This is a genomic window from Caballeronia sp. dw_276 (assembly GCF_018449635.1).
In the GTDB taxonomy this organism is placed as follows: domain Bacteria; phylum Pseudomonadota; class Gammaproteobacteria; order Burkholderiales; family Burkholderiaceae; genus Caballeronia.
On sequence record NZ_JAAVUV010000017.1, the window covers coordinates 87,455 to 113,095 of the forward strand.

Genomic DNA, 25,641 nt, shown 5'->3' on the forward strand with positions numbered 1-25,641 from the left:
CAAAAACGTCTTATCGCTCACTTTATTGCATCCGGGTAATCGGCACACCATGCCTGCTTACCTAGCTCCTCGAAGGCAATACGCTCGACAGCACCTGCTTGGCTGTATCGATGATCACGCTTACTTGCTCCGGATCGCCTTGCAGCAAAGTCGATGCAAACGCCTTCGCCTGTTTCACCGTGATATGCGGCGGCAGCGGCGGCACGTTCGGGTCCGTCTTCACTTCAACAAGAACCGGCCGGTCCGAAGCAAAGGCCTCATCGAATACTCCGCCCAAGCGCTCCGGGTCGTCCACGTAAACGCCCCTCATGCCGATGAGTTCCGCAAACTTGTGGTACGGCACGTCGGGAATCTGCTGCGATGCTTCGAACTTGGGGTCGCCCTCCATCACCCGCTGCTCCCACGTCACCTGGTTCAGATCCTCGTTATTGAAAACGACGCAGACCCACGCGGCGTCGGAGGGCTTCCAATACTTCATCAGCGTGATCAGCTCGGCCATGTTGTTCATCTGCATGGCGCCGTCGCCGACCAATGCGACCACGGGCCTGTCGCGATAGGCAAAGCGCGCGGCAATCGCGTACGGAACCGCTGCGCCCATGGATGCAAGACCGCCCGACAGCGAACACATCATGCCGCTTTTAACCTGAACGTCGCGTGCATACCAGTTCGCGCACGACCCTGAGTCGCTCGTGACGATGGCGTTGTCCGGCAAACGCGATGACAACTCGACAGCTACACGTTGCGGATTGACCGGTGTGGCGCTTTGCATCGCGCGGTCGTGGAGGGTCTCGTGCCAGCTCCGGTTCCATCGCACGATGCGGTCACGCCAACTGCCGGTTGTCTTCTGCTCGAGCAATGGCAGCAGCGCTCGCAGGGTTTCGGCCGCGTCACCTTGCAGGTTCACATCCATTGGATATCGCAAGCTCAGCATGTCGCCCTTCAAGTCGATCTGGACGCCGCGCGCTTGGCCCTCCTTGGGCAAGAATTCGGCGTAAGGAAAACCTGAACCAACCATCAACAACGTATCGCATTCGGTCATCAGCTTGTAGCTCGGCTCCGTTCCAAGCAGGCCGATGGAACCTGTAACCCAAGGCAAGTCATCGGGCAAGACGGCCTTGCCGAGCAGCGCTTTCGCAACGCCCGCACCGAGCTTGTCGGCAACCGCAATCAGTTCGTCTCTCGCGTTCAGCGCGCCTGCCCCCACGAGGATGGCGACACGCCGCCCTTCGTTGAGCACGGCCGCCGCGCGCTCTAAATCCGCCGCATACGGAACCACCTTGGGTGCGCTCCAGCCGACGCCCGAGTGCAACGTCCCATGCGCCCGCTCCGGTTCCTCATAAGGCATTTCCTGCAAGTCGTTCGGCAAGATGATCGCCGTCACGCGCCGCTCGGATAACGCAATCCGCACCGCGCGGTCGACGAGATGGCGCACCTGAGAAGGCACCGTGGCCTGTTGCACGAATGATCCGGCGACGTCCTTGAACATCGACGATAGATCCAGTTCCTGTTGATAATGCCCGCCAAGTGCAGTGCGAGCCTGTTGCCCGACGATGGCGAGTACGGGCATGTGATCCATGCGTGCATCGTAGAGACCCGTGATCAGGTGCGATGCACCCGGTCCCGATGTCGCGATGCATACGCCGAGTTCGCCCGTGAACTTGGCATGCGCACATGCCATGAACGCGGCCATTTCCTCGTGTCGCGCCTGAATGAAGTCGATCATGTCAGGCGCGCGGCGCATCGCGCCGAAAACGCCATTGATGCCGTCTCCGGGATATCCGAACATCTTGCGCACGCCCCAGGCATGAAGCCTTCCCACGATAAAGTCGCTTACTGTCTGCGCCATTGCATTCTCCTGCACGTTGTCTGCGTTCATGTGAAAAAGCGCGACTGCAAGGCCGCGCTTTTTTCACTCAACCATTTTCAATGGGTTACTGCCCTTTCGTATCGCTGCTTGCATTCGCGCCCGGCATGTTGGTGGTATCCGTCGCGGACTTGCGGGCCATCTTCTTGTGCGAGGTGCCGTTCTTTGACATCGTCCCGGATGCAGGGTCGCCACCGCTTGTCATGCCGGCAGTTGCTGCGCTGTGCGCATTGCCGCCACCCGTACCGCCGTTACCATTTCCGCCACCCGAGCTGCCGCCTGCGCCGCCGCTTTGTGCCAACGCAACCGTCGATACAACCGCAAACAATCCCGCCAGTAAAATTCGCTTTCCATCTTTCATCGGTTCACTCCTTGAGCTCCAATCAGCAGATGCCTTACTGCGCCGACACACCCTTCTTCGTCGCAAGGTCCTGCGCCATCTTGTAGTGGTCCTGGATCGTCGGCAGCGCCTTTTGAGCAGCCTTCTTCAGGTCAGCATTCTGTCCATCGGAAATTTCCTTCTGGAACGCATCGACTGCTTGCTTGTGTCCTTCGACACCAACCTTGCTGATATAGGCCGTATCAAAGTCCTTGCCTTTAAGTGGCTTGAGCGAGTCCAGAATCGATGTGTCGGAATTGTCCTTCGGTACCGTCACGCCCTTGGGCGCCGCCATCTTCAGCTGCACGGTGAGCTTCGTGTGATCCATCATCATGTGACGCGCGAACGACTTCACGTCCTTGTCACTGGAATGGGTCATCGCGATCTTGCCCGCGTCGATCTCCGTGGACGAGGACATCGACGCCGCTTGCACAAAGGCCTTGTCGGTATCGGAAAGCGGGTTTGCCGTCGTCGTGGACGCGGCTTCCGTCTGTGCATGTACCAGCGGGGCGCTTGTGATCAGGCAAGCGGCGAGCAATGTGGAAAGAGTCGTGGTCTTCATTCAGTTCTCCGTAGATCGAAATTGATTGACTTCGTATAGAGACCACAGCAACCCTCGTACCCAAACGACTCGGGCGTGCTAATATTTACTGTACATCCATACAGTAAAAATGCCCGAGCAACCCAGCTACGACGTCGCGGTCCGCGCGCTTTGCGAGTTCACTGCAAAGCAAGGCGATCTCGATCTGCGCTTTACGCCATCGCCTACTGCTCGGCAAGGCATGGCCGGGCACAAGATCGTCGCCGGCCGCCGCCACGACCGTTACCAAGCCGAAATCACGCTCTCCGACACTTTCGGCGCGCTGTACGTGCGCGGTCGCGCGGACGGTTACGACCCTGTCCTGAACCAGGTCGAGGAGATCAAGACGTATCGCGGGAAACTGGATGCCATTCCAGAGAATCATCGCCATTTACACTGGGCGCAGGCGCGCATTTATGGATGGCTGTGCTGCAAGAAAATGGCGTTGCGTGAGATCAGCATCGCGCTGGTTTACTTCGATATCGCCAGCGAGAAAGAAACGGTATTCACAGAAACGCAATCCGCAGAAGCGCTGCGTGAGCATTTCGAACTGCAGTGTTCGCGCTTTCTGACTTGGGCACATCAAGAACTCGAACACGCCGCGCGGCGCAACACGGCGCTGGGCGTAATGGGTTTCCCGCACGCATCCTTTCGTACCGGGCAACGCGAGCTGGCGGCCTCGATTTATCGCGCCGCCATGCATGAGCGCTGCGTAACGGCGCAGGCACCGACGGGTATAGGCAAGACGCTTGGCAGTCTGTTTCCCTTGCTGAAGGCATGGCCCGCAAAGCAACTCGACAAGATCTTTTTCCTTACCGCCAAGAGCTCCGGCCGCCAACTCGCGCTCGATGCGCTCAACACGTTGCGCCGCGAAACCCCGCTGCGCGTGCTCGAACTGGTTGCGCGAGACAAAGCTTGCGAGCATCCCGACAAAGCCTGTCACGGTGAGTCTTGTCCGCTTGCGCGAGGCTTCTACGATCGGCTTCCGTCAGCGCGCGCTGCCGCGTTGAACGTTGCACAGCTCGATCGACATGCATTGCGCACGATCGCGCTCGGGCATGCGGTGTGCCCGTATTACCTGAGCCAGGAACTTGCGCGCTGGAGCGATGTGATCGTCGGCGACTACAACTATTACTTCGATACCAGCGCAATGCTCTTCGCGCTCGCCGAGTCGAAGGAATGGCGCGTGAGCGTGCTCGTCGACGAAGCGCACAACCTGGTGGAACGCGCGCGCGCAATGTATTCCGCCACGCTCGACGAAACGCGTTTTCGCAACGTTCGCCGCACCGCCCCGGCACCGCTCAAGCGCGCTTTCGACAAGATCGGCCGTGCGTGGAGAACGCTCGCAAGCCAGCAAACCGTCGAGTACGCCGTGCAGGAAACGTTGCCCGCGCGGTTGCTGGAAACACTGGAAAACATGATTGCGATCGTCACGGAGTTCATCGGCGAACAGCCGGCCGCGCTTGATCGCGACACGCTGCGTTTCTACTTCGATGCCATGCATTTCGTGCGCATCGCAGAACGCTTCGACACGCATTCCGTCTTCGATATCACCCTTTCGCGCCCGCGTCAGCAAAGCGTGCTCTGCTTGCGCAACCGCGTGCCCGCGCCGCACCTCAAGGCGCGTTTCGCGCGGGCGCATTCGGTCGCGCTATTCTCTGCCACGCTCGCGCCTGCGCATTTTTATCGAGATATGCTCGGCCTGCCTGAGACGTGCATGGACGTCGATGTCGCTTCGCCGTTCCACGCGGAACAACTAAAGGTCCGCGTGGTGGCGAACGTGTCCACGCGTTATCGCGATCGCGAGCAATCGGTGTCGCAGCTCGTCGAGCTCATCGCGACGCAGTATCGGCGTATGCCCGGTAACTACCTCAGCTTTTTCAGCAGCTTCGAATACCTGGATCAAGTGGCAAACGCGTTGCGCTGCGAGTTTCCTGACATCCCGGTCTGGCAGCAAACGCGTTCGATGAGCGAAGCCGATCAGCGCGCATTTCTCGCTCGCTTCACTGAATCGAGCAGCGGCATCGGTTTCGCCGTGCTCGGCGGCTCTTTCGGAGAGGGTATCGATCTCGCGGGTAAACGCTTGATTGGTGCGTTTATAGCTACGCTCGGATTGCCGCAACTCAATCCGGTCAACCAGCACATGAAAGCGCACATGGACCGCGATTTCGGCGCAGGATACGACTACACGTATCTGTTTCCCGGCTTGCAAAAAGTGGTTCAGGCGGCCGGCCGGGTGATCCGGGGACAACAGGATCGTGGCGTGCTTTATCTCATCGACGACCGCTTTGCCCGCCCCGAAGTACGCCGGTTGTTCCCGGCGTGGTGGGAAGTGGAAATCGTGCGCCATGTGAGCAGGCCTCGGGCACCCGTATTGCTCTGAGTGTGTCACCCCCACACAAGGAGCCGTCATGGCCGACACCAAAAAGCAGGACGCGTTGACGATGCTGGAAGAAGAGCATCGCGCAGTGGAAAAGCTGTTCGAAGCATTCGAGCGCGCCGAGGAAGACGACCTCGAGCGCAAGGCGACGCTGGTTCAGCGTGCATGCGAGCTGCTCACCATGCACGCGATCGTGGAAGAAGAAATCCTGTACCCGGCGGCGAAGGCCGCGCTCGGCAAGGACGACAAGGACGATGTCAACGAAGCGTACGTGGAACACTTTCTGGTCAAGACGCTGATCGATAAATTCACGACCATGAAAGCCGGCGACGAAGGCTTCGACGCCACATTCAAGGTGTTGACCGAAAGCGTGAATCATCACGTCGAGGAAGAAGAATCGGAATTGTTCCCCGAGCTTCGAAAAACCAAACTCGATCTGGTGGCAATGGGAGAGCGCATCGCAAAACGCCGTGAGGCGCTTCAAAACAAAATCACGGAAGTCGCCACCGCCCACTGAACGCGCTGAAAGCTCCAAACTCAGCAGGCGCGTTGAGCGGGTCCGCAGTTTTGCTAACATGCGCACAAACCGCGGGCCCGTTCTGGCCCCTTGCATGCGTCCGGCGTCAGGGACGCGGCTTTCTCTGGAGGGAACCTGTGACCCTTTTCGTCTATATCAACACCGGCGGCCGCCAGCAGGTTCGCGACTGCGATCTGTTTGAAATCGATGCTGCTGGTTTTCTCGTTGACATGGGTTCCGTGCTGGTCGATCAGTGCAGCAACGCGACCGCGGCAACGTCGCGCCCGGCTCTTCAGCAAGCCATCCGCCGCATCAAGCCTGGCGACACGCTGGTTGTTTCTCGCTTGGGTTATCTCGGCAACGGCATTGGCGACGTCGTTTCCACGCTCAACGCCATTGCTGTCAGACGGGCGCACGCCATTTGCCTTGAAGCGGGCAAAAACGATCTTTGCGTCAACGGCAACAACTCGCCCGTGCGGATACTTCAACTCGCTGCAGAACTCGAACGCGACGCCAAGCGCGCCCGTGCACTCGATGCCGCCGCCATCGCCAAGCAAGTCGGCGCGCCGCAGGGACGTCCGGCGTCACTGTCTGCCTCGCAGCGGCAGCAGGCGCTCAGCGCGCTGGCTTCGGGCAGCACTGTGACTGCCGTCGCACGGATTCTCAGCACCTCGCGCCAGACGATCATCCGTTTGCGCGACGCGGCTTCGAGACAGACCGCGCCTCGGGACGGCGCTGCCGCTGCGGCAGCGTCGACGCGTATGGACCACTAGCAGGTCAACGGGAATGAAAGCGCAACATCCGGCGTGCCCGGAAAGCTGGACTCGCGGAAAATCGGTAGATTGAATCTGCAAGGAGACATCGCCGATGGACCTTTTGAACACAGACATTGCCGCGCGCATCGACACAATCGACTGGCACGAGATAGAAGACGATTTGAATCGATACGGCTGCGCGACCGTCGAAAAACTTCTGACCGCCGCAGAATGCGAATCGCTCTCGGCGCTCTATGCGCAAGATGACCTGTATAGAAGCCGCGTGGTCATGGGCCGCCATGGCTTCGGGCGCGGCGAATACAAGTACTACGCTTACCCGTTGCCGGGGATTATCGGCACGTTACGCGAAACGGTTTATCCCCATCTCGCGCCGGTCGCGAACCGGTGGAACGCGTCAATGGGTATCGACACGCGTTATCCCGCGGCGCATGCCGACTTCATTCATAAATGCCATGCTGCGGGGCAAACCAGGCCAACGCCCTTGATCCTTCAATACGATGAAGGCGATTACAACTGCCTGCACCAGGACCTGTACGGCGAGCACGTGTTTCCGCTTCAGTTGGCAATCCTGCTGTCCGTTCCAGGGCGCGACTTCACAGGCGGTGAATTTGTGATGACCGAACAGCGGCCGCGCATGCAATCGCGGGCTGAAGTCGTGCCTTTGGCTCAAGGCGATGCCGTGATCTTTGCCGTGCACCACAGGCCGGTGAACGGGACGCGCGGCGTGTATAGGGTGAATCTGCGGCACGGAGTCAGCCGACTGCGCTCGGGGCACCGGCATACGGTTGGCGTGATTTTCCACGATGCAACGTGAATCGCCAACGCCTGCCCCCGAGTGTCCTCAATGGATTATGAAATAGAAACTTCCAGTTGCTTGCCGAGCTTGGCGAACGCCGCTTCAATGGCGTCGAGCTTGGAGGAACGAGACGGCGTGCCAATTCCGACTTCCACCCCCCCCTAACGGACCATCTCGTTTGCAAGCAGTACCTTCGAACCCACGAGTGCAGGTAGTTTGACGACCGTTTGTCCTTTTTTGGTTTCGAAGGTGGCGGAACTTCGCGTTTTTCATCGAAGTAGATTTTGATGGCGCTCTCGAGCGCGTCCAGTGCATTGAGCAGCGCTTCGTCTTCGTCGTGCCCCATGGACACCGCCTCGGGGATATCCGGGAAGGTCACGAGAAACGTGTTATTCGAATCCCGCTCCATTTTCACGGGGTAAGAAAACATGGGACCCGCTGCAGGTCAGGCGAACGTTCGCTTATTCGTTCTCGTCGAAATAATGCCCAAACTTGACCTGCTTCGTCTTGATATATCGCTCATTCTCCTCGCGCATCGGAATAGCCAGGGCAACGCGCTCGCAAACCGGAATGTCGTGCTTGAGCAGCGTATCGAACTTCGACGGGTTGTTGCTCATCAGGCGCACCGAGCGCACATCCAGCGCGCGCAAGATCGCCGCGGCCGAATCGTATTCCCGTGCGTCGTCGGGAAGACCAAGATGCAGGTTGGCATCGACAGTGTCGTAACCCTGTTCTTGCAGCGCATACGCGCGAATCTTGTTCGCAAGCCCAATCCCACGGCCTTCATGGCCGCGCAAATACAGCAAGATCCCGCGATTTTCCGCAGCGATATACCGCATTGCCAGATCGAGCTGCTCGCCGCAATCGCAGCGGTACGAGCCGAATACGTCGCCGGTGACGCATTCGGAATGCAGGCGGCAAAGCACGGATTCGCCGTTGGCGACATCGCCCATGATCAGCGTCAAATGTTCCGCGCCGGTACTTTTCACGCGATACACATGGGACTCAAACACACCGTAGCGCGTGGGAATCGTGGCCTTCGCCACGAGTTCGACGCATTCGTCGTTGACAGCTTCGGCAGTCGATGCCGTTGAATCGGAAACGTTTTTCATGTTCTCTTGTACAGCATTTAAGGGCGCGGGCCGCGTGCGGGAAGGCTTTTGCCCGCCGGCTGAACCGGTAAATTTATCGTTATGCGGTGCCGCCCGGTCCGACATGTTAAAACGCCCGCGAAATATTTGCAGCCTGTGACGTGCAACCGCCGCTTCCCGCATGAAATTCGACGCATACGAGACGAATCTGGCATATCGAAAGAAGAACGTCTCGCTTCGATAAAAATTCCCCGGTTGGTAAAGTACATGGCTACATAGACAACTACCCGACCATCCTCCATGCCCAAGAAAAGCCGCTCGTCCTTCACCCTTCCCCGCATGGCCCGCGCGGCGGGCTCCGTATTGATCGCACTTGCTGCGTCCGGCGCCATCTCCACCTCGGCTCAGGCGGCGGGCAAAACGCTGGTGTTTTGCTCGGAAGGCAGTCCGGCGGGCTTCGATTCGGCGCAATACACCACCAGCACGGACTTCGATGCCGGCGCGCACGCCGTCTACGACACGCTCGTCGAATTCAAGCGCGGTTCGCTCGACCTCGTTCCCGGTCTCGCCGAGAAGTGGGAAGAGTCGCCCGACGCCAAGACTTTCACGTTCCATCTCCGGCACGGCGTCAAGTTCCAGACCACCGACTGGTTCAAACCCACACGCGACTTCAACGCCGACGACGTCGTTTTTACGTTCAAGCGCATGATCGACCCGGAAAATCCGTTCCAGAAGGCGCACCCGGTCAGCTTCCCGTACCTGAGCGATCTCGGTTACGACAAGAATATTGCATCGGTTGAAAAACTCGATGACTACACCGTGCGCTTTACGTTGCGCACCTCCGACGTGGTTTTCGTGCGCAATATCGCGATGGAATTTGCGTCCATTGTTTCGGCCCAATATGCCGACCAGTTGCTCAAGGCGGGCAAGGCCGAGGAATTGAACCAGAAGCCCGTTGGCACGGGACCGTTCGTGTTCCGCGATTATCAGAAGGACGCGACCATTCGATATGACGCGCATCCCGACTTCTGGAACAAGAAGGACGTGCATATCTCGAAGCTGGTTTTTGCGATCACGCCCGATGCCGCCGTGCGCATGCAGAAACTCACGGGCGGCGAATGCCAGATGACGTCGTACGCCCGGCCGGCCGACATTCAAAGCGCACGCAACAACCCGAAGCTCGCGGTGCTTTCGAGCGTCGGATTCAACGTGGCTTATGTCGGCTACAACACCACGCACAAGCCGCTCGACAACGTGCTGGTCAGGCGCGCGCTGGATATGTCCATCGATAAACAAGCCATCCTGAAGAGCGTCTACGAAGGCGCGGCGACCGTCGCGTCGAACCCGATGCCGCCTTCGCAATGGTCCTACAACAAGGCGCTGAAGGACGCGCCGTACGACCCCGCCAAGGCGCGCGATCTGTTGAAGCAAGCGGGTTTTCCGAACGGCTTCGCCATCTCGCTCTGGGCCATGCCCGTGCAGCGCGGTTATAACCCGAACGCCCGGCTGATGGCGCAATTGATCCAGTCGGACTGGGCGAAGATTGGCGTGAAGGCGAACATCGTCTCGTATGAATGGGCCGAGTACAACAAGCGCGCAAAACAGGCCGGCGAGCACGATGCCATCCTCTACGGCTGGATGGGCGATAACGGCGACCCGGACAACTGGCTCGGCACCACGCTCGGTTGCGACGCTGTTCACGGCAGCAACATGGCGAAGTGGTGCAACAAGCAATTCGACGATCTGCTCGGCAAGGCACGCCTGATAACCGATCAGAACGCCCGCACGAAGCTTTATGAAGAGGCGCAAGTCGTGTTCAAGGATCAGGTTCCTTACACGCCGCTTGCGCATGCCAACGCGTTCCAGTTGATGACGAAAAACGTGAAAGGCTACGAACTGAGCCCGTTGGGCGGGCATCGGTTCGACGGGGTATCGCTGGACTGAGTTTTCAGAAAGCGCGGCGGGCGCGCAGATCCGCCGCTTTACCCCTACGCCGGTTGCTCGAAACTTCCCGGGCTCTTGTCCGTCGCGCTCCATTGGGGCGTGCGCGTCTTGTCGGCCTTCTGCAATCCCGCCTTCAGCCCTTCCAGATTGAAGTCCTTCGTGTAGACCGGCGTTCCCGGCTGCTGGCGCCAGGAGTTATCGATTCCGCCGTTATCGAAGGCATCGAAGCCTATTTCGTTGACCAGTTGCAGGACCACTGCCTTGGCGTCGGCGTTATCGCCCGATACCGGCAGCGCAATGCGTCCCTCTGCGCCTTCAGGCTTGCCGTGATTGCGCAAATGCGCCGCGTAGATATTGTTAAACGCCTTGATGACCGGACGCCCAATCTGCTGGGCGACCCACTCGCTTTCCAGCATGCCTGACTCGATTCCATCAATACGTCCATCGCGCTCACGCGGATAATAATTTCCCGTATCGATAATCACCGTCGTTTCCGGCACTTCCGCGAACAATTCCGCCGGCAGATTCAGCACCTTCTTTTCAGGAATCGTCACCACGATCACGTCGGCGCCGCGGACGACATCGGCAAGTTCGGCGGCCTTCGCGCCCGTTTCAGCCGCGACTTCAGCCAGCGTATTCGGCCCCCGCGAATTGCCGATCAACACTTCGTGACCATGCTCGACCCATCGAAGCGCCAGTACCTGACCAATGTTTCCCGCACCAATAATGCCAATCTTCATACACCCTCCTTTCGTTTAGATGCCCGTTGCACAAGGCGCGCAACGGCTATGCCTGAGATCGCCGGACGCGCTAGAATGCCCGCCGCGGCGTGACCCATAGGTAATTCGCATCGGCCTCATTGAATCATTCGATTTTCCTAATCAAGGGCAAACCCGCATACTTCATCTCATTCCTGAACCACTTCAACACTTCAACACAAGGACTCACGCAATGCCGATCATCAACAGCCAGGTCAAACCGTTCAAAGCAACTGCTTTTCACAATGGCGAATTCGTGCCGGTTACCGACGAAAGCCTGAAGGGCAAGTGGTCCGTCGTGGTCTTCTACCCGGCTGACTTCACGTTCGTTTGCCCGACGGAACTCGGCGATCTGGCCGACCGCTATGCAGAATTCAAGAAGCTGGGCGTGGAAATCTACAGCGTGTCGACCGACACCCACTTCACGCACAAGGCATGGCACGACACGTCGGACACGATCGGCAAGATCGAGTATCCGATGATTGCCGATCCGACGCTGGCAATCTCGCGCAACTTCGACGTGCTGATTGAAGAAGAAGGCATGGCGCTGCGCGGCACGTTCGTGATCAACCCGGAAGGCGAGATCAAGCTGTGCGAAATCCATGACAACGGCATTGGCCGCGACGCTGGCGAATTGCTGCGCAAGGTTCAGGCAGCGCAATACATCGCGGCACATCCGGGTGAAGTTTGCCCTGCCAAGTGGACGCCGGGCGCTGAAACGCTGACCCCGTCACTCGACCTGATCGGCAAGATCTAAGCTGCTTCGTAGCCGAAAAAAGCTTAAAAATAGTTGTAAAGCGCTGTACTGTCCGGGCCGTTCGCGGCCCGGATGTCTGTCAGCACGCCTCTCGAACAAAAACCATCTTTAAACGGACTCGAAACCGCCATGCTGGAAGCCAACCTCAAGACTCAGTTGAAAGCGTATCTGGAAAAGGTCAGCCGGCCGATCGAGATCGTCGCTTCCCTCGATGACTCGCCGAAATCGGTCGAGCTGAAAGACCTGCTTCAAGAAATCGCCACGCTGTCGGACCGCATTGCGGTGATCGAAAAGCGCGACGACGACCAACGCAAGCCGTCGTTTTCCATCGGCGAACCGGGCAAGCCCACGGGCATCCGCTTCGCAGGCATTCCGATGGGCCATGAATTCACATCGCTCGTGCTGGCGCTGCTGCAAACCGGCGGCCACCCGGTCAAGCTCGACGACGCCGTGATCGAACAGATCCGCTCGCTCGACGGCGACTATTCGTTTGAAACGTATATCTCGCTGTCATGCCAGAACTGCCCGGAAGTCGTGCAGGCGCTGAACGTGATGGCGCTCATCAACCCGCGTATCCGCCAGGTCACCATCGACGGCGCGTTGTTCCAGGACGAAGTCGAGAAGCGCCAGATCATGGCCGTACCGACCGTCTATATGAACGGCGAAGTGTTCGGCCAGGGCCGTACCGGCGTGAAGGAAATCCTCGCCAAGCTCGACAGCAATGCCGGCGCGCGGGCCGCAAAGGAAATCGAAGGCAAAGGCACATTTGATGTGTTGATCGTCGGCGGCGGACCTGCCGGCGCGGCTGCGGCTATCTACGCAGCGCGCAAGGGCATTTCGACTGGCGTGGCGGCAGAACGATTCGGCGGACAAGTGCTGGATACGCTTGCCATCGAAAACTTTGTTTCCGTGAAAGAGACGGAAGGACCGCAATTCGCGACGGCACTGGAACAGCACGTCAAGAGCTACGAAGTGGACATCATGGACGTGCAACGCGCCGAAGCGCTCGTGCCGGGCAAGATTCACGAAGTGCGTCTCGCCAACGGCGCGGTGCTGAAAGCGAAGACGATCGTTTTGGCAACCGGCGCACGGTGGCGCGAAATCAACGTGCCGGGCGAGAAGGAGTATCGCAATCATGGCGTGGCGTATTGCCCGCATTGCGATGGTCCGCTCTTCAAGGGCAAGCGCGTGGCCGTGATCGGTGGCGGTAATTCCGGCGTGGAAGCAGCGATCGATCTGGCGGGTATTGTCAGCGCGGTGACGTTGATCGAATTCGGCGCCGAGTTGCGTGCCGATGCCGTTTTGCAGCGCAAGCTTCGCAGCATGAAGAACGTAACGATCATCACGCAAGCGCAGACCACGGAGGTTACCGGCGACGGCAAGAAGGTCGACGGACTTTCGTACAAGGACCTGCGTTCGGGTGAAGCGAAGCACATCGAGCTGGAAGGTGTGTTCGTGCAGATCGGTCTCGTGCCGAATACGGAATGGCTCAAGGGCACGATTGAGTTGTCGCGTCACGGTGAAATCGTGGTCGATGCCAAGGGTGCAACGTCAGTGCCGGGCGTGTTTGCCGCGGGCGACGTCACCACAGTGCCGTACAAGCAGATCGTGATTGCAGTTGGAGAAGGTGCAAAGGCATCGCTGAGCGCCTTTGATTATCTGATTCGCAATTCGGTATCGGAAGAGGTTGAAGTTGCGGCTGAAGAAGTGGTTGCCTGATTTTAATTTATATTGCCGGCTGGATTTTAATCCGCTAGTCAATTCGTTTCACGGAACGCCCGATAATCGCGATGCGATTGATTATCGGGCGTTTTGTTTTTTCGTTCTTAATCATCTGATGAAAAGCTAAAGTTTTCTATTGGCTTGCCGTTGATATCGGAAGCTGACAAACATCTGCCCGAGGTCAACGGTCATGGGAATCCTGGACAACACCTTTTCTACCCTCTTTCGCGGCGTACGTTCCAATCCCGCCGTGACGCAAAGACTCGAACGGACACTTGAACGCGAAAGCGCATTACGGCGTGAATTGGCGCAATTGAAAACTCGAGTATCGGCAAGCGCGCCGGAGCTTCAGGTCAAGATGGACCTCATGCAATTCGATGTCGCGCAGGAAAAAGCAGCGGTTGCGAGTCTGACCGCGGCATTGATGCAGGCGCAGGAAGACCTGGAACTGGAAAAAGCGAACCGGTCGGCCGCAATTCATTTGCTCAAGAAACATGGCGTGGTGGATGGCGTCGCCTATTCCAGCTTTACGCGCGAGGAACGGGTTGAACTGATTGCATCGGCGATGGACGAGGTGGTCGGCAACGAGACAACCATTCGATGGAAAGCACGGTCGCCTGCGAGCGCCAGGTCGGGGTCAGGGAAAGGAGCTTAGCGCGGCGTTGGAGTATTGAAAGCCTTGGCTCAACCCCACCATTCCGATATGTTTAGCTCGGATTGATATTTAAGATTTGCATATGCCGATGTTAGCCTTCAAGGCAATCGGCAGGCGTCATGAAGCGTTTCTTCGCGCACTGCCTCACAGTGCAGTCCAACGAGGAGCAGCGTTCGTGAGCGTCGAATTCATCGGCATGATCCAGCAGCAGAAGGTGTCGGAAACATATCTGGCGCGCGGTCCCGCTATCGATATCGACTACACGCGCGAGTTCGCGCAGGCGCATGAAAAAGCCGGCTTCGACCGCATTCTCGTGCCCTATCAATCGACTAGTCCTGACGCCATGCTGACCGTCGCCTACGCGGCCGGCGTCACGGAGCGCATTCATTTCATGCTCGCGCATCGGCCGGGTTTTGTTGCGCCGACACTCGCGGCGCGCCAACTCGCCACGCTAGATCAACTCAGCGGCGGACGCCTCGCGGTGCACTTCATCTCGGGCGGCAGCGATACCGAACAACGTCGCGATGGCGATTTTCTTTCGCACGATGAACGCTACGCCCGCACCGATGAATACCTGCAGATCCTGCGGCGCGTATGGACCGAATCGAAACCTTTCGATCACGAAGGCCGCTACTACCGCTTTGAACAAGCATTCTCCGAAGTCAAGCCAAAGCAGGCGCCTTACGTGCCGATCTACTTTGGCGGTGCATCGGCGCCGGCGCTCGAAGTGGCTGGCAAGCACGCGGACGTGTATGCGCTTTGGGGCGAGTCGAAGGACCAGGTTCACGAACAAGTGACCCGCGTTCGCGCCGAAGCGGCAAAACATGGGCGTGACGTGCGCTTCTCGGTATCGTTCCGGCCGATCCTCGCGGCTACCGAAAAGGCCGCATGGGAACGCGCGGAACATATCCTCGCCGAGACCCGGCGCCTGCGCGCGGAACAGGGCTTAAGCGAAGCCACCCCGCAACAAAGCGAAGGCGCGCGGCGCCTGCTCGCGGCCGCCGGCGATGGCGTGCGCGCCGATGACCGCCTCTGGACCGGCGTGGCCAAAGAGATTGGCGGCCGCTCGAATTCAACCGCGCTCGTAGGCACGCCTTCGCAAGTCGCAGAAACACTGGCCGAGTATCACGCGCTCGGCGTCACCACGTTCCTCATTCGCGGCTTCGATCCGCTCGAGGACGCCCTCGACTATGGCCGCGAATTGATCCCGCTTACCCGCGAGCTGACATCGCGTGTTGCGCACGCCGCCTGAGGCGTCGTCGCGTCTCACTGCACCACTCCTCCCTCGAAGGAACGACTTCATTCATGAGCGCCACCCCACTGCGCAGTTTCAACGACGTACGCGATGCCCTTCTTTCCAGGCGCGAAATCGCCTTCCTCGATGTACGCGAGGAAGATCCGCACGCGCAGCGTCATCCGTTGTTCGCCGCGAACCTGCCTTTGTCGAAAATCGAACTCGATGCATTGACGAAATTGCCGCGCAAGAGCGTGCCGATCGTTCTTCTCGATGACGGCGAGGGCCTCGCGCAACGCGCCGCAAAACGTTTTGAAGCGCTTGGTTATACCGATGTCGCTGTTTTCGACGGCGGCCTGAAAGGCTGGGAACGTGCGGGCGGTGAAGTGTTCCGCGACGTCAACGTGCCGAGCAAATCGTTTGGTGAATTCGTGGAAGCGAAACAGCATACGCCGGCGTTATCGGCGGAAGCGGTCGATGCGTTGCTGAAAAGCGGCGAGGACGTGGTCGTGCTCGACGCGCGCCGCTACGACGAATACCAGACGATGAACATTCCCGGCAGCATCAGCGTGCCGGGCGCCGAACTCGTGTTGCGCGCCCGCGCGCTCGCGCCCGATCCGAAGACGCGCGTGATCGTGAATTGCGCGGGGCGCACGCGCAGCATTATCGGTACGCAGTCGCTTGTGAATGCGGGACTGCCGAATCCGGTATCGGCTTTGCGCAACGGCACGATCGGCTGGCTGCTTGCAGGGCAGACGCTCGCACACGGCAGCGCAAAACAATTCGCAATCGATGACGGCCGCACCGACGAAGCCGCGCGTGCATCGGCCCGTTCAGTTGCGGATCGCGCGGGCGTAAAGCGCACGACGTTTGCGGACACGCAACGTTGGGCGGAAGACTCGACACGCACGACATATCGCTTCGATGTCCGCACGCCAGCCGAATACGAGCACGCTCATGCCGTGGGCTTCCAGGGTGCGCCGGGTGGTCAGCTCGTGCAGGAAACGGAGATGTTCGCGCCGGTTCGCGGCGCGCGCATCGTGCTCTTCGATGACGATGGCGTACGCGCCAATATGACGGCGTCATGGCTCGCGCAGATGAACAACGACGTCTACGTAATCGATGATTCAGCCGATGCCGCGTTGACCGAACAAGGCCCGTGGCGAGGCGCAAAAGCGCAACCGTCGCCACTCCCCGCGATCACCGCGAAGGATCTCGCAGCTTTACTCGACGATCCGTCGAGCAAGACTATCGTGCTCGACTTCACCGCGAGCGCCAATCACGTGAAGGGACATATCCCAGGCGCGTGGTGGGCCGTGCGTTCGCGTTTGCCCGAAGACCTCCCCGCATTGCCCGACGCAAAGCAATACGTTGTTACGTGCGGAACGAGCGCGCTCGCGGCGTTCGCCGGACCCGACGTCGCGGCGCTGACGGGTAAGCCCGTGTTGCTGCTCGAAGGCGGCACGGCTTCGTGGATCGCGGCCGGCTTGCCGCTCGAGAAAGGCGAGACGCATCTGGCGTCACCGCGTATCGACAGATACCGCCGTCCCTATGAAGGCACCGACGCGCCGCGCGAAGCAATGAACGCATACCTCGAATGGGAATACGGGCTGGTCGCGCAACTGGAACGCGACGGTACGCACGGCTTTTTTGTAATCTGAAGCAGCGCGAATGACGCGCACGGGCCGCGCGCGCGTCATTCCAATTTCGACGATTAGCAAAGCAGAACAATGCGTTTGTCTAATGTCACGACGGTCCGTATCGTGAATCTTTTCTCTTGCATGGATGATTCATGAAACGACGCAGTCTCCTGTCGATCGCCGCGCTGACAGTAATCACAGCGCTCTGCCCGCTTGCATCGAACGCTGAAACGGTTCTGAAAGTCGGCGACCAGCAGTTGCAAACGCGCGGCATCCTGGAAGCCTCCGGTCAGCTTAAAGACGTCCCGTACAAGATCGAGTGGTTCAATTTTCCCGCCGCGCAGCCGCTGGGCGAAGCTTTGAACGCAGGCGCAATCGATGTAGGCGGTCTCGGCGATGCCCCGTTGATCTTCGCGTACGCCGCAGGCGCGCGAGTTCGCGCGGTGGCCGCCACGCGATCGACACCCGTTGACCTGGCGATTCTCGTGCCGGACGGTTCATCGATAAAAAACGCGGCCGATCTGAAAGGCAAACGCATTGCCACCACGCGCGGTTCCATCGGTCACTATCTTGCTGTCGCTACGCTCGAACGCGCGGGCATCAAGCTCTCCGAAGTTTCGTTCCAATACATGCAACCCGCCGACGCCAAGTCGGCGCTCGAGTCAGGCAACGTCGATGCATGGTCCACGTGGGACCCGTACGTTGCACTCGGCGAATTGCGCGACAAAAACCGCAGCGTCGCGAATGGCGTGGGTTTGTCCTCCGGCCTGAGTTTCCAGGCTGCAACTGATACATCGCTTGCAACCAAGCGTGCCCAAATCGATGACTTCGTGCATCGCGTGGCGGAAGGTCAACGCTGGGCGTTGACTCATCCGGATGAGGTTGCGGCGATCCAGTCACGCGTGACGCACTTGCCGGTCGATGTCCTCAAGGTCGTGTATCAGCGGGCGCAGCTCAAACCAATAGTCATCGATAAAACGGTGATCGCAGAACAGCAGCGCACCGCCGACCTGTACGTTCGCGCGGGCGTGATCAAAACGACGCTCGACGTCACGCCAAGCTTCGATACTCAATTCACCGCGCACTAACGGATTTTTTCTCATGACCGTACGGCATCCCGACACCGACCTTCAAGATCCAGCCGCGCTCGACGCACTCGCCGACCTTGACAGCGCCGCCGCAGATGAATGGCTCGCCGCGCTCACGCAAGCGTTCGCGGCAACGGCCGGCGCGCTCGATCGCGACGCGATCTTTCCACATGACAATCTGGCGCGCCTTCGCAGCGCCGGGTTGCTCGCGTTGACCGTTCCGCGCGCGCTCGGCGGCCGCGAGGCCACGTTGCCGCAGGTTCGCAAAGTCATTCATGCGGTCGCGCGTGGTGAACCATCGACGGCGCTGATCCTTGTCATGCAATCGCTTTACCATCTGCGTTTGCAAGCCAATCCCAACTGGCCGCAAGCGTTGAAGGAACAGGTCGCGCGCGACGCGGTGGAAAACGGCGCGCTCATCAACTCGTTGCGCGTCGAACCGGAACTCGGTTCGCCATCGCGCGGCGGTCTGCCCGGTACGATAGGACGCCTGACCGATTCCGACGATGCATGGATTCTCAACGGCAGCAAGATCTATTCAACCGGCAGTCCCGGCCTGACGTGGTTCGCCGTCTGGGGTCGAACGGACGAAGCCGCGCCGCGCGTCGGCACGTTCCTCGTGCATCGCGATACGCCGGGCATCCGCTTCGGCGAACCATGGAATCACCTCGGCATGCGGGCAACCGGCAGCCATGAAGTGATCTTCGAGAACGTGCGCGTCCCCGCTGCGCATGCTGTCGATCTGAATCATCCCGAAGCGAATGTCGCCGGCATGGACCCGCTCACCACGTTGTGGATGAACGTATTGCTGTCATCCATTTATGATGCCGTCGCCCGTTCCGCGCGCGACTGGTTTGCGCATTGGGCCGCGGATCGCAAACCTGCGAACCTTGGCGCGCCCTTGTCGAGTCTTGGCAGTTTCCAGCAGACACTGGGACGTATAGATGCATTGCTGCTGAACAACCGCGTGTTGCTGGATGCCGGCGCATACGGTCGCATACCGCTGGATGAAGCGCCGGCTATCAAGTTTCTCGTTACGCAGAATGCCATCAACGCGGTCGAGATTGCCGTGGAAGCAAGCGGCAATCCGGGCTTGAGCCGCAATAACGCGCTTGAACGGCATCACCGCGACGTGCTGTGCTCGCGGATCCATACGCCACAAAACGATGCACTGCTGGGCGCCCTCGGCCGTGCCGCATTCGCCACGCTTCAATAATCTCTTCAAGGGAACACATCATGAGCGTTGAATTCATCGGCTATGTCAGCCATCAGGAATCGAGCGAAATCCACTTGCCGCAAGGTCCCGCAGTCAATCCGCCGTACATCGCGGCCGTTGCGCAAGCGCATGAATACGGTGGTTTCGATCGCGTGCTGATCGCGCATTCCAGTGCGTCGCCGGATGGGTTCCAGATTGCGTCGTTCGTCGCACAGCAGACAAAGCGCCTGGGGATTCTGCTCGCACATCGACCGGGTTTTGTTGCACCGACACTCGCCGCCCGCCAGCTTGCAACGCTGGATCATTTCAGCGCGGGACGCACGGCGGTCCACATCATTTCGGGCGGCGACAATACGGAACAACAACGCGATGGCGACTTCCTCGAACACGACGATCGGTACAAACGTACCGATGAATACCTCGACGTCGTCAAACAATCGTGGACAAGCGAAAAACCGTTCGATCACGATGGCGAGTTCTACAAAGTACGTGGACATCGGTCGTTGATCCGCCCGGTGCAGAAGCCGCATTTGCCGGTGTATTTCGGCGGCTCGTCGGATGCGGCGATCCAGGTTGCAGGCAAGCATGCCGATGTCTTCGCGCTCTGGGGCGAGTCACTTGCGCAAGTCGCGGAAACGATCGAACGCGTGCGTGCAGCGGCCCGGCCTTACGGACGCGAACACGCAATCCGGTTCAGCCTTTCATTGCGGCCGATCATTGCTGCCACAGAAGACGCTGCGTGGGCCCGGGCTGAATCAATCCTGGAACGTGCGAAGCAAGTGGTGACGAGCAACCCGAACTTCACGCGCCGTCCGAGCGACCCGAAGAACGTGGGCTCGCAACGTCTGCTCGCAGAGGCGGCGAAAGGCACCGTTGTCGATAAACGTCTGTGGACGGGAATCGCCGCGCTGACGAAGGCGGCCGGCAACTCGACATCTCTGGTCGGGACGCCCGAACAGGTGACTGAAGCGTTGATCGAGTATTACCGTCTCGGCATCTCGACGTTCCTGATTCGCGGCTTCGATCCGCTTGAAGACGCGCTCGCTTATGGACGCGACCTGCTGCCGCTCGTGCACGCGGCCGTAGCGAAGGAAGATAGCAAGAGCGAGGCAAAGGAACTCGAACCGGCTCAGGCCTGAACGAACTCCGGCAACGTGAAAGCGGTGAGATCGGGCAAGGGTCCGTGCCACCGCTCGACGCTTACCAAACAGGTTTGCGCCGAGCACCCTTGCGATAATTTCGACGCCGGCCGGTCCGCGGTCAACACATTCGGATTGCCATGTTTTTCGATGTCATCGCCGGGATCGAACCATGCACCTGTCGATAACTTCACTACGCCGGGCATGACGGTCGCGGTGACGCGAGCGATCGCAATGCACGCGCCACGGGCGTTGAAAACCCGCACGGGATCGTGATCATTCAATCCAAGCCGGACCGCATCCGATGGATGGATGCTCAGCGGTTCACGTCCATGAGGCCGCGCTGCGCGGCTCAACGTGGAATGATCGAGCTGGCTGTGAAGCTTCGTGGCGGGCTGGTCGGACAGCAGATGCAGTTCCTCGCCTGAAGACTTCGAACCCGTCCATTCCGCCGGTTCGAACCAGCACGGATATCCCGGACAATCTTCGTAGCCAAAACTCGCCATGCGCTCCGAGAAGATCTCGATTTTCCCCGATGGCGTCGGCAATGGATGCGCTTCGGGCGACTCGCGAAAACGCCGGAGAAAACTCGGTGGCGCCTCGCGGCCTGCGAAATCCAGCAGCCCCTGCTGCCAGAAAGTATCGAAGGAAGGCAACGCTATGCCCGCCTTCGCGGCACGCGGGCGCGCTTCATCGTAGAGTTTTTTGAGCCATGCGTTCGTGTCGCGATCCTCCGAGAATACGGACGACACACCCAGCCGTTGCGCGAGCGCGTTGAAGATATCGAAGTCATCGCGCGCTTCGCCAACCGGTTCGATCACACGACGCATAGCGACCATATGCGCCTCGCGCGATGAAAAACCGATGTCATCGCGCTCGAGCGTGGTGGTCGCCGGCAACACGATGTCAGCCATTTTCGCGTGCGCGTTCCAGAACTGTTCATGCGCAATGATGGTTTCGGGCCGCTGCCACGCGTGTACCAGACGGTTCAAATCCTGATGATGATGAAACGGATTGCCACCCGCCCAATACACGAGTTTGATCGATGGATATTGATGGCGCGCGCCGTTGTAGTCGAAAGCAGCGCCCGGTTCAAGCAACATGTCTGCAATCCGCGCAACAGGAATGAATGCGCCTACCGCATTGCGCCCTTGAGGCAGCGTCGGTCCTTCGAAACGTGCGCCACGATACCCGATTGAATTGGTCGCGCCATAGCCAAGACCGAAACCGCCGCCGGGCAAGCCTATTTGCCCGAGCATCGCGGCCAGTGCGATCACGCACCAGAAAGGCTGCTCGCCATGATGCGAGCGTTGCAGCGACCACGTTGCGGTGAGCAAGGTCCGCTCAGAGCCGATCTCCTTCGACAACGCCCGGATGCGCTCCGCCGATGCCCCCGTGATCCGCGCCGCCCACGAAGCGTCCTTGGGCGTGCCGTCGATACGACCAAGCACGTAGGCTTCGAACTTCTCATAGCCGACACAATGCGTTCGCAGGAACGCGCGGTCTTGACGTCGATCGACGATCACGCCGTGCGCGAGCGCGAGCATCATGGCGGTATCGGTATTGGGACGAATGGGCAGCCACTCCACGTTGCCGCCCTGCTCCACATCCTCGCTGCACGGGCCGATATTGATCACGCGTACGCCGCGATTGCCAAGCTGTTCCATCCCGCCGCGCAACCGGTGCCGCCCCGCGCCGCCCGGATCGATCTGCGCGCTTTTGTGCGGCATGCCGCCGAAGCTCACGACAAGACGCGTGTGTTCGGCGAGCGTGTCCCAGTCGTCGCTAGCGGCGAGGACGGTGTCCATCGGGGCCACGATGTGCGGCAAGAGCACACGTCCCGCACCAAGGCTATAACTGTCCACGCTGCGCACATAACCGCCGAGCGTGTTCAGGAACCGGTGCAATTGCCCGACGGAATGATGAAATCGGCCGGCGCTGGCCCAGCCATATGAACCACCGAAGATGGCTTCGTTGCCGTGGGTATCGCGTACGCGCTGGAGCTCGTTTGCAACCAGGTCGAGCGCTTCGTCCCACTCGACTTGGACGAACGGTTCCTTGCCGCGCGCCCGGGTTCGCTTTCCTTCGAGCCATCCCAGCCGAACAGCGGGACGCTTGACGCGTAAATCGCTGCGCGTAGCGTCGAGCATATGCAAACCGATCGGCGACGGATCGCGATCCTCGCGCCAAGGGCGCAGCGAGGGTCCAGTTTCGTGAACCTCGTATATGCCCCAATGCGATGCCGTGTACCGCGTCATCAAACCTTCGCGAGATAGTCCGAAACGTTGATCTTCTGCGGCAGGACGCTGCGTGCCGCGAGCCAGTCCGCCGCCTTCTGCAGCTCACCAACGAAGGCTTTATCGGCGACACCGTGCATGTTGAACTTGCGCTGCATGCTCGCAAGCGTGTTGCGAACCTCGTCGCTGTAGTGACCTTGTTGCTGCGCGATGGTCTCGGCTTCCTGCGAATTGTCCGATGCCCATTTTGCCTCCTGCTGATACGCCGCATTTACCGCTTTGACGATATCGGCGTTGTCTTCGGAGAACTTGCGCGTAGTCACGTACGAATTGAAATCGATCTGGAAATCAAGATCGCGCCCTTCTAAAAAGATGTTGTGGCCTTTGTAATTCGCACGCGCGATATCGACGCCAGGGCTCCACATCGACCATGCATCGATCTTGCCTTGCGAGAAGGCCGGCGCCGCATCCGGCGGATTCAGGTACACCATCTTCACGGCATCGCGTGGCACTTTGTGTTTTTCGAGCGCAGCAACAAGCAGGAACTCGCCGAGGCCCGACCGGTTAACTGCGACCGTCTTGCCAACCAGATCCTCGATCTTGTCGATGCCCGATCCATCCTTCGCGATGATCGCCGTGCTGCGCGGATCGACCACGCAAAATTGCGTGAACACGAGTGGCGAACCTGCGATCATGGCTGCGAGCGCAGGCGTCGTGCTGCCGCCGAAACTGAAGTCGGCGCTGCCGCCGGTGACAGCCGCAAGCGATGGCGCGTGGTTCGGAAACGGTCCGATCCATTGCACCTTGATATTGTCTTTCGCCAGTGACTTTTCAAATTCGCCACGGACCTTGGCGAGCATCGGCAAGCCGCCGAGCCCCCAGCCGAGGCGAACGGTATCAGTCTTGCGGCTGCCACACGCAGCAAGTCCTGTGGCTAACGCCGATGCAGCAACAGTGCTTTGAAGAAAACGGCGGCGAGACCACAGGGACGTGCTTGCGATTGACATGGCGTTTGGTTAAGAACAGGTGAGCGGGATCGCGCCCGTCGTTCAGACGGGTGCGCGGAAACATGAAAATTAGTTAGGTAATCTGATTAGTGCGCGGCGGTATCGGCGTCCACACCGAGTTGCGTGAGCAGCGTGTCGCGCAAAGCCGGCTTTGTCTGCTCCGTCACCTGATACTCAGCAGCGATCACGCCGTTGCGCATGATCAGCGCGCGGTCGGCGAGCGCAATGGCTTCATCCACGTCATGCGTCACGAGCAGTACGCCCGGTTGATGACGCTCGATCAGATGCTTCACCAGCCGCTGCATCTTGATTCGCGTGAGCGCGTCGAGCGCGGCAAAGGGTTCATCGAGCAATAACAACTGAGGTTCCTGCACGAGCGCACGCGCGAGCGCCACGCGCTGCGCCTGGCCGCCGGACAAATTGCGCGGCCAGTCTTCGAGACGTTCACCGAGACCCACTTCTTCCAGCGCCGCTTGCGCCGCCGCACGGCTTTGCGGACCGGGAGGAAGACCCAACGCAACGTTTTGCTCGAGCGTTTCCCACGGCAAAAGACGCGGCTCCTGGAACACGATGGCAGGCAGACGCGGTCCGTCGATAGAGCCGCCATCCATAGGATCGAGACCCGACAGCGCACGCAACAACGTGGTCTTGCCGCAGCCGCTTTCGCCGAGCAGCGCGACGAATTCGCCGCGTTCGATCCGCAGGTTCAGGCTGTCGATGACGACACGCTTGCCGTACACGCGCCGCAAGTTGCGAACGACAACAGCGGCGTCCGGTGACTTCGACAATGAATTCATGAGCGCGGCACCTTTGCGAAATTCACGTGCCATGACAACAAGCGGCGTTCGAGAAAGCGCGCAAGCGCATCGGCCAGAACACCGATCACGGCATAGATCACGATGGTCAACACGATCACGTCCGTGCGCAGGAATTCACGGGCGTCCATCGCAAGAAAGCCGATGCCCGTGCTCGTCGCTATCGTCTCGGCGACCACCAAAGCGAGCCATGCGGTCGCGAGCGCATAACGCACGCCTGCGAGCACGGAAGGCAATGCGCCCGGCAAGACGATGCGACGGATCAGCGTTCGATTTGACAGCCCGAGCACGCGGCCCAGTTCGATCAACTTGGGATCGACCTGACGAATGCCCAGCACCGTGTTGATATAGATGGGAAACATCACGCCCAGCGATACGAGGAAAATCTTGCCCGCTTCGCCCACGCCGAACCAGACGATCACAAGCGGCAACACCGCAAGAAACGGAATGGCGCGCAGCATCTGGACGTTCCGATCAAGAAACGCCTCAGCGACTTTTGAAAAGCCGACGGCCGTGCCCAGCGCGAAACCGATCGACCCGCCGATCACGAAACCTGTTGCGGCGCGCAACAGGCTGACGGCCATATCGCCGATAAGACGCCCTTCTTTCACCAGTTGGAACGCGGTAAGTGCAACCTTCGATGGCGCGGGCAAGACGTTTGGCGACAGAGCGCCGAGACGCGCGAACAATTCCCAGACGATCAGCAGCAAAAGCGGCATGCTCCATGAAACGTAGCGCAGCCACGGCGCCAAAGGGGCGGCATGGTTGCCTTTGCGCGCGGCCGCCGCGGGGGTGCCGGCATCGGCGGGCTGGAGAACGGATGACCCGCGGGCGAATACATCTGCCATCGGTGGGAGACTCCTTTTGTCCGGGTGATCGGCGAGCTTTTGCTAGCAGCAACAAGCTGCTATCTACACGATGTTAAACAAACGGGAAAATACTGGAACCACATAAAACTTCTATGCTTAGAAGGGGGAGGACGGTGGCGCGGGGGTTGGGGTTGATGCCGGGTTGCTGCTTTTGAGGCTTTCGCGCGTTTCGTCTTA

At 59.6% G+C, this 25,641-nt stretch carries 23 protein-coding genes; 13 read left to right on the plus strand and 10 right to left on the minus strand.

What is annotated here, in order from left to right; translation table 11 throughout:
* Window positions 1–61: 61 nt before the first annotated feature.
* The 3 genes from HB633_RS28235 to HB633_RS28245 all read right to left on the minus strand — a co-directional run bounded on the left by HB633_RS28235 (window position 62) and on the right by HB633_RS28245 (window position 2,805).
* Complete coding sequence (locus tag HB633_RS28235; RefSeq protein WP_213781466.1) at window positions 62–1,846, minus strand: thiamine pyrophosphate-requiring protein; 1,785 nt, start codon at window positions 1,844–1,846, stop codon at window positions 62–64.
* An 85-nt stretch (window positions 1,847–1,931) separates the two neighbouring features.
* Window positions 1,932–2,225 carry a hypothetical protein gene (locus HB633_RS28240; RefSeq protein WP_213781467.1) on the minus strand — a complete coding sequence of 98 codons (294 nt, stop codon included), beginning with the start codon at window positions 2,223–2,225 and terminating at the stop codon, window positions 1,932–1,934.
* Between the two features lie 34 nt (window positions 2,226–2,259).
* Window positions 2,260–2,805: a DUF4142 domain-containing protein gene (locus tag HB633_RS28245; RefSeq protein ID WP_213781468.1), complete on the minus strand. Its 546-nt coding sequence runs from the start codon at window positions 2,803–2,805 to the stop codon at window positions 2,260–2,262.
* A 109-nt stretch (window positions 2,806–2,914) separates the two neighbouring features.
* Here HB633_RS28245 and HB633_RS28250 point away from each other — a divergent pair, with 109 nt between their 5' ends.
* The 4 genes from HB633_RS28250 to HB633_RS28265 all read left to right on the plus strand — a co-directional run bounded on the left by HB633_RS28250 (window position 2,915) and on the right by HB633_RS28265 (window position 7,310).
* Window positions 2,915–5,206 carry an ATP-dependent DNA helicase gene (locus tag HB633_RS28250; protein ID WP_213781469.1) on the plus strand — a complete coding sequence of 764 codons (2,292 nt, stop codon included), beginning with the start codon at window positions 2,915–2,917 and terminating at the stop codon, window positions 5,204–5,206.
* 28 nt (window positions 5,207–5,234) lie between these two features.
* Entirely contained in the window at window positions 5,235–5,720 is a 486-nt protein-coding gene (locus HB633_RS28255; protein WP_255581242.1) for a hemerythrin domain-containing protein, read from the plus strand.
* 137 nt (window positions 5,721–5,857) lie between these two features.
* Complete coding sequence (locus HB633_RS28260) at window positions 5,858–6,493, plus strand: recombinase family protein (RefSeq protein ID WP_213781470.1); 636 nt, start codon at window positions 5,858–5,860, stop codon at window positions 6,491–6,493.
* Between the two features lie 94 nt (window positions 6,494–6,587).
* Entirely contained in the window at window positions 6,588–7,310 is a 723-nt protein-coding gene (locus HB633_RS28265; protein WP_213781471.1) for a 2OG-Fe(II) oxygenase, read from the plus strand.
* Here the strand turns inward: HB633_RS28265 and HB633_RS28270 are convergent.
* Together HB633_RS28270 and ribA are read right to left on the minus strand one after the other, a co-directional pair.
* Window positions 7,249–7,722 carry a type II toxin-antitoxin system HicB family antitoxin gene (locus HB633_RS28270; RefSeq protein ID WP_346730385.1) on the minus strand — a complete coding sequence of 158 codons (474 nt, stop codon included), beginning with the start codon at window positions 7,720–7,722 and terminating at the stop codon, window positions 7,249–7,251. The genes HB633_RS28265 and HB633_RS28270 overlap by 62 nt on opposite strands.
* Window positions 7,723–7,753: 31 nt before the next feature.
* Window positions 7,754–8,404: a GTP cyclohydrolase II gene (gene ribA, locus HB633_RS28275; protein WP_056365674.1), complete on the minus strand. Its 651-nt coding sequence runs from the start codon at window positions 8,402–8,404 to the stop codon at window positions 7,754–7,756.
* 279 nt (window positions 8,405–8,683) lie between these two features.
* Between ribA and HB633_RS28280 the strand changes: the two genes are divergently transcribed.
* On the plus strand, window positions 8,684–10,327 hold the full coding sequence (locus HB633_RS28280) for an ABC transporter substrate-binding protein (RefSeq protein WP_276572790.1): 1,644 nt from the start codon (window positions 8,684–8,686) through the stop codon (window positions 10,325–10,327).
* Between the two features lie 44 nt (window positions 10,328–10,371).
* Here the strand turns inward: HB633_RS28280 and HB633_RS28285 are convergent, their stop codons facing one another.
* Window positions 10,372–11,067, minus strand: coding sequence for an NAD(P)-binding domain-containing protein (locus HB633_RS28285; RefSeq protein WP_213781472.1), 696 nt, complete (start codon window positions 11,065–11,067; stop codon window positions 10,372–10,374).
* A gap of 211 nt (window positions 11,068–11,278) precedes the next feature.
* Here HB633_RS28285 and ahpC point away from each other — a divergent pair, with 211 nt between their 5' ends.
* The 8 genes from ahpC (at window position 11,279) to HB633_RS28325 (ending at window position 20,536) form a co-directional block, all read left to right on the plus strand.
* Window positions 11,279–11,842 (plus strand): alkyl hydroperoxide reductase subunit C, encoded by a 564-nt coding sequence (ahpC, locus tag HB633_RS28290; RefSeq protein ID WP_213781473.1) that lies wholly within the window; start codon window positions 11,279–11,281, stop codon window positions 11,840–11,842.
* A 129-nt stretch (window positions 11,843–11,971) separates the two neighbouring features.
* Entirely contained in the window at window positions 11,972–13,561 is a 1,590-nt protein-coding gene (ahpF, locus tag HB633_RS28295; RefSeq protein ID WP_213781474.1) for an alkyl hydroperoxide reductase subunit F, read from the plus strand.
* A gap of 193 nt (window positions 13,562–13,754) precedes the next feature.
* Complete coding sequence (locus HB633_RS28300) at window positions 13,755–14,219, plus strand: hypothetical protein (protein ID WP_213781475.1); 465 nt, start codon at window positions 13,755–13,757, stop codon at window positions 14,217–14,219.
* 175 nt (window positions 14,220–14,394) lie between these two features.
* A complete protein-coding gene (locus HB633_RS28305; protein WP_213781476.1) occupies window positions 14,395–15,471 on the plus strand; it encodes an LLM class flavin-dependent oxidoreductase in 1,077 nt (358 codons plus the stop codon).
* Window positions 15,472–15,524: 53 nt separating this feature from the next.
* Window positions 15,525–17,114, plus strand: coding sequence for a rhodanese homology domain-containing protein (locus HB633_RS28310; protein ID WP_213781477.1), 1,590 nt, complete (start codon window positions 15,525–15,527; stop codon window positions 17,112–17,114).
* Window positions 17,115–17,245: 131 nt separating this feature from the next.
* Complete coding sequence (locus HB633_RS28315) at window positions 17,246–18,181, plus strand: ABC transporter substrate-binding protein (RefSeq protein ID WP_213781478.1); 936 nt, start codon at window positions 17,246–17,248, stop codon at window positions 18,179–18,181.
* A 13-nt stretch (window positions 18,182–18,194) separates the two neighbouring features.
* A complete protein-coding gene (locus HB633_RS28320) occupies window positions 18,195–19,397 on the plus strand; it encodes an acyl-CoA dehydrogenase family protein (protein ID WP_213781479.1) in 1,203 nt (400 codons plus the stop codon).
* 20 nt (window positions 19,398–19,417) lie between these two features.
* Entirely contained in the window at window positions 19,418–20,536 is a 1,119-nt protein-coding gene (locus tag HB633_RS28325; RefSeq protein WP_213781480.1) for an LLM class flavin-dependent oxidoreductase, read from the plus strand.
* On the opposite strand, the gene HB633_RS28330 is transcribed toward HB633_RS28325, so the two are convergent.
* The 4 genes from HB633_RS28330 to HB633_RS28345 form a co-directional block, all read right to left on the minus strand.
* Window positions 20,527–22,794: a molybdopterin-dependent oxidoreductase gene (locus HB633_RS28330; RefSeq protein WP_213781481.1), complete on the minus strand. Its 2,268-nt coding sequence runs from the start codon at window positions 22,792–22,794 to the stop codon at window positions 20,527–20,529. The two genes, HB633_RS28325 and HB633_RS28330, sit on opposite strands and share 10 nt — an antisense overlap.
* Window positions 22,794–23,780 carry an NrtA/SsuA/CpmA family ABC transporter substrate-binding protein gene (locus HB633_RS28335; RefSeq protein WP_213781482.1) on the minus strand — a complete coding sequence of 329 codons (987 nt, stop codon included), beginning with the start codon at window positions 23,778–23,780 and terminating at the stop codon, window positions 22,794–22,796. Before HB633_RS28335 ends, HB633_RS28330 begins: the two co-directional genes overlap by 1 nt.
* Window positions 23,781–23,866: 86 nt before the next feature.
* Window positions 23,867–24,577, minus strand: coding sequence for an ABC transporter ATP-binding protein (locus tag HB633_RS28340; RefSeq protein ID WP_255581244.1), 711 nt, complete (start codon window positions 24,575–24,577; stop codon window positions 23,867–23,869).
* Window positions 24,574–25,443, minus strand: a complete 870-nt coding sequence (locus HB633_RS28345; protein WP_255581245.1) for an ABC transporter permease subunit — start codon at window positions 25,441–25,443, stop codon at window positions 24,574–24,576. Before HB633_RS28345 ends, HB633_RS28340 begins: the two co-directional genes overlap by 4 nt.
* Window positions 25,444–25,641: the final 198 nt, after the last annotated feature.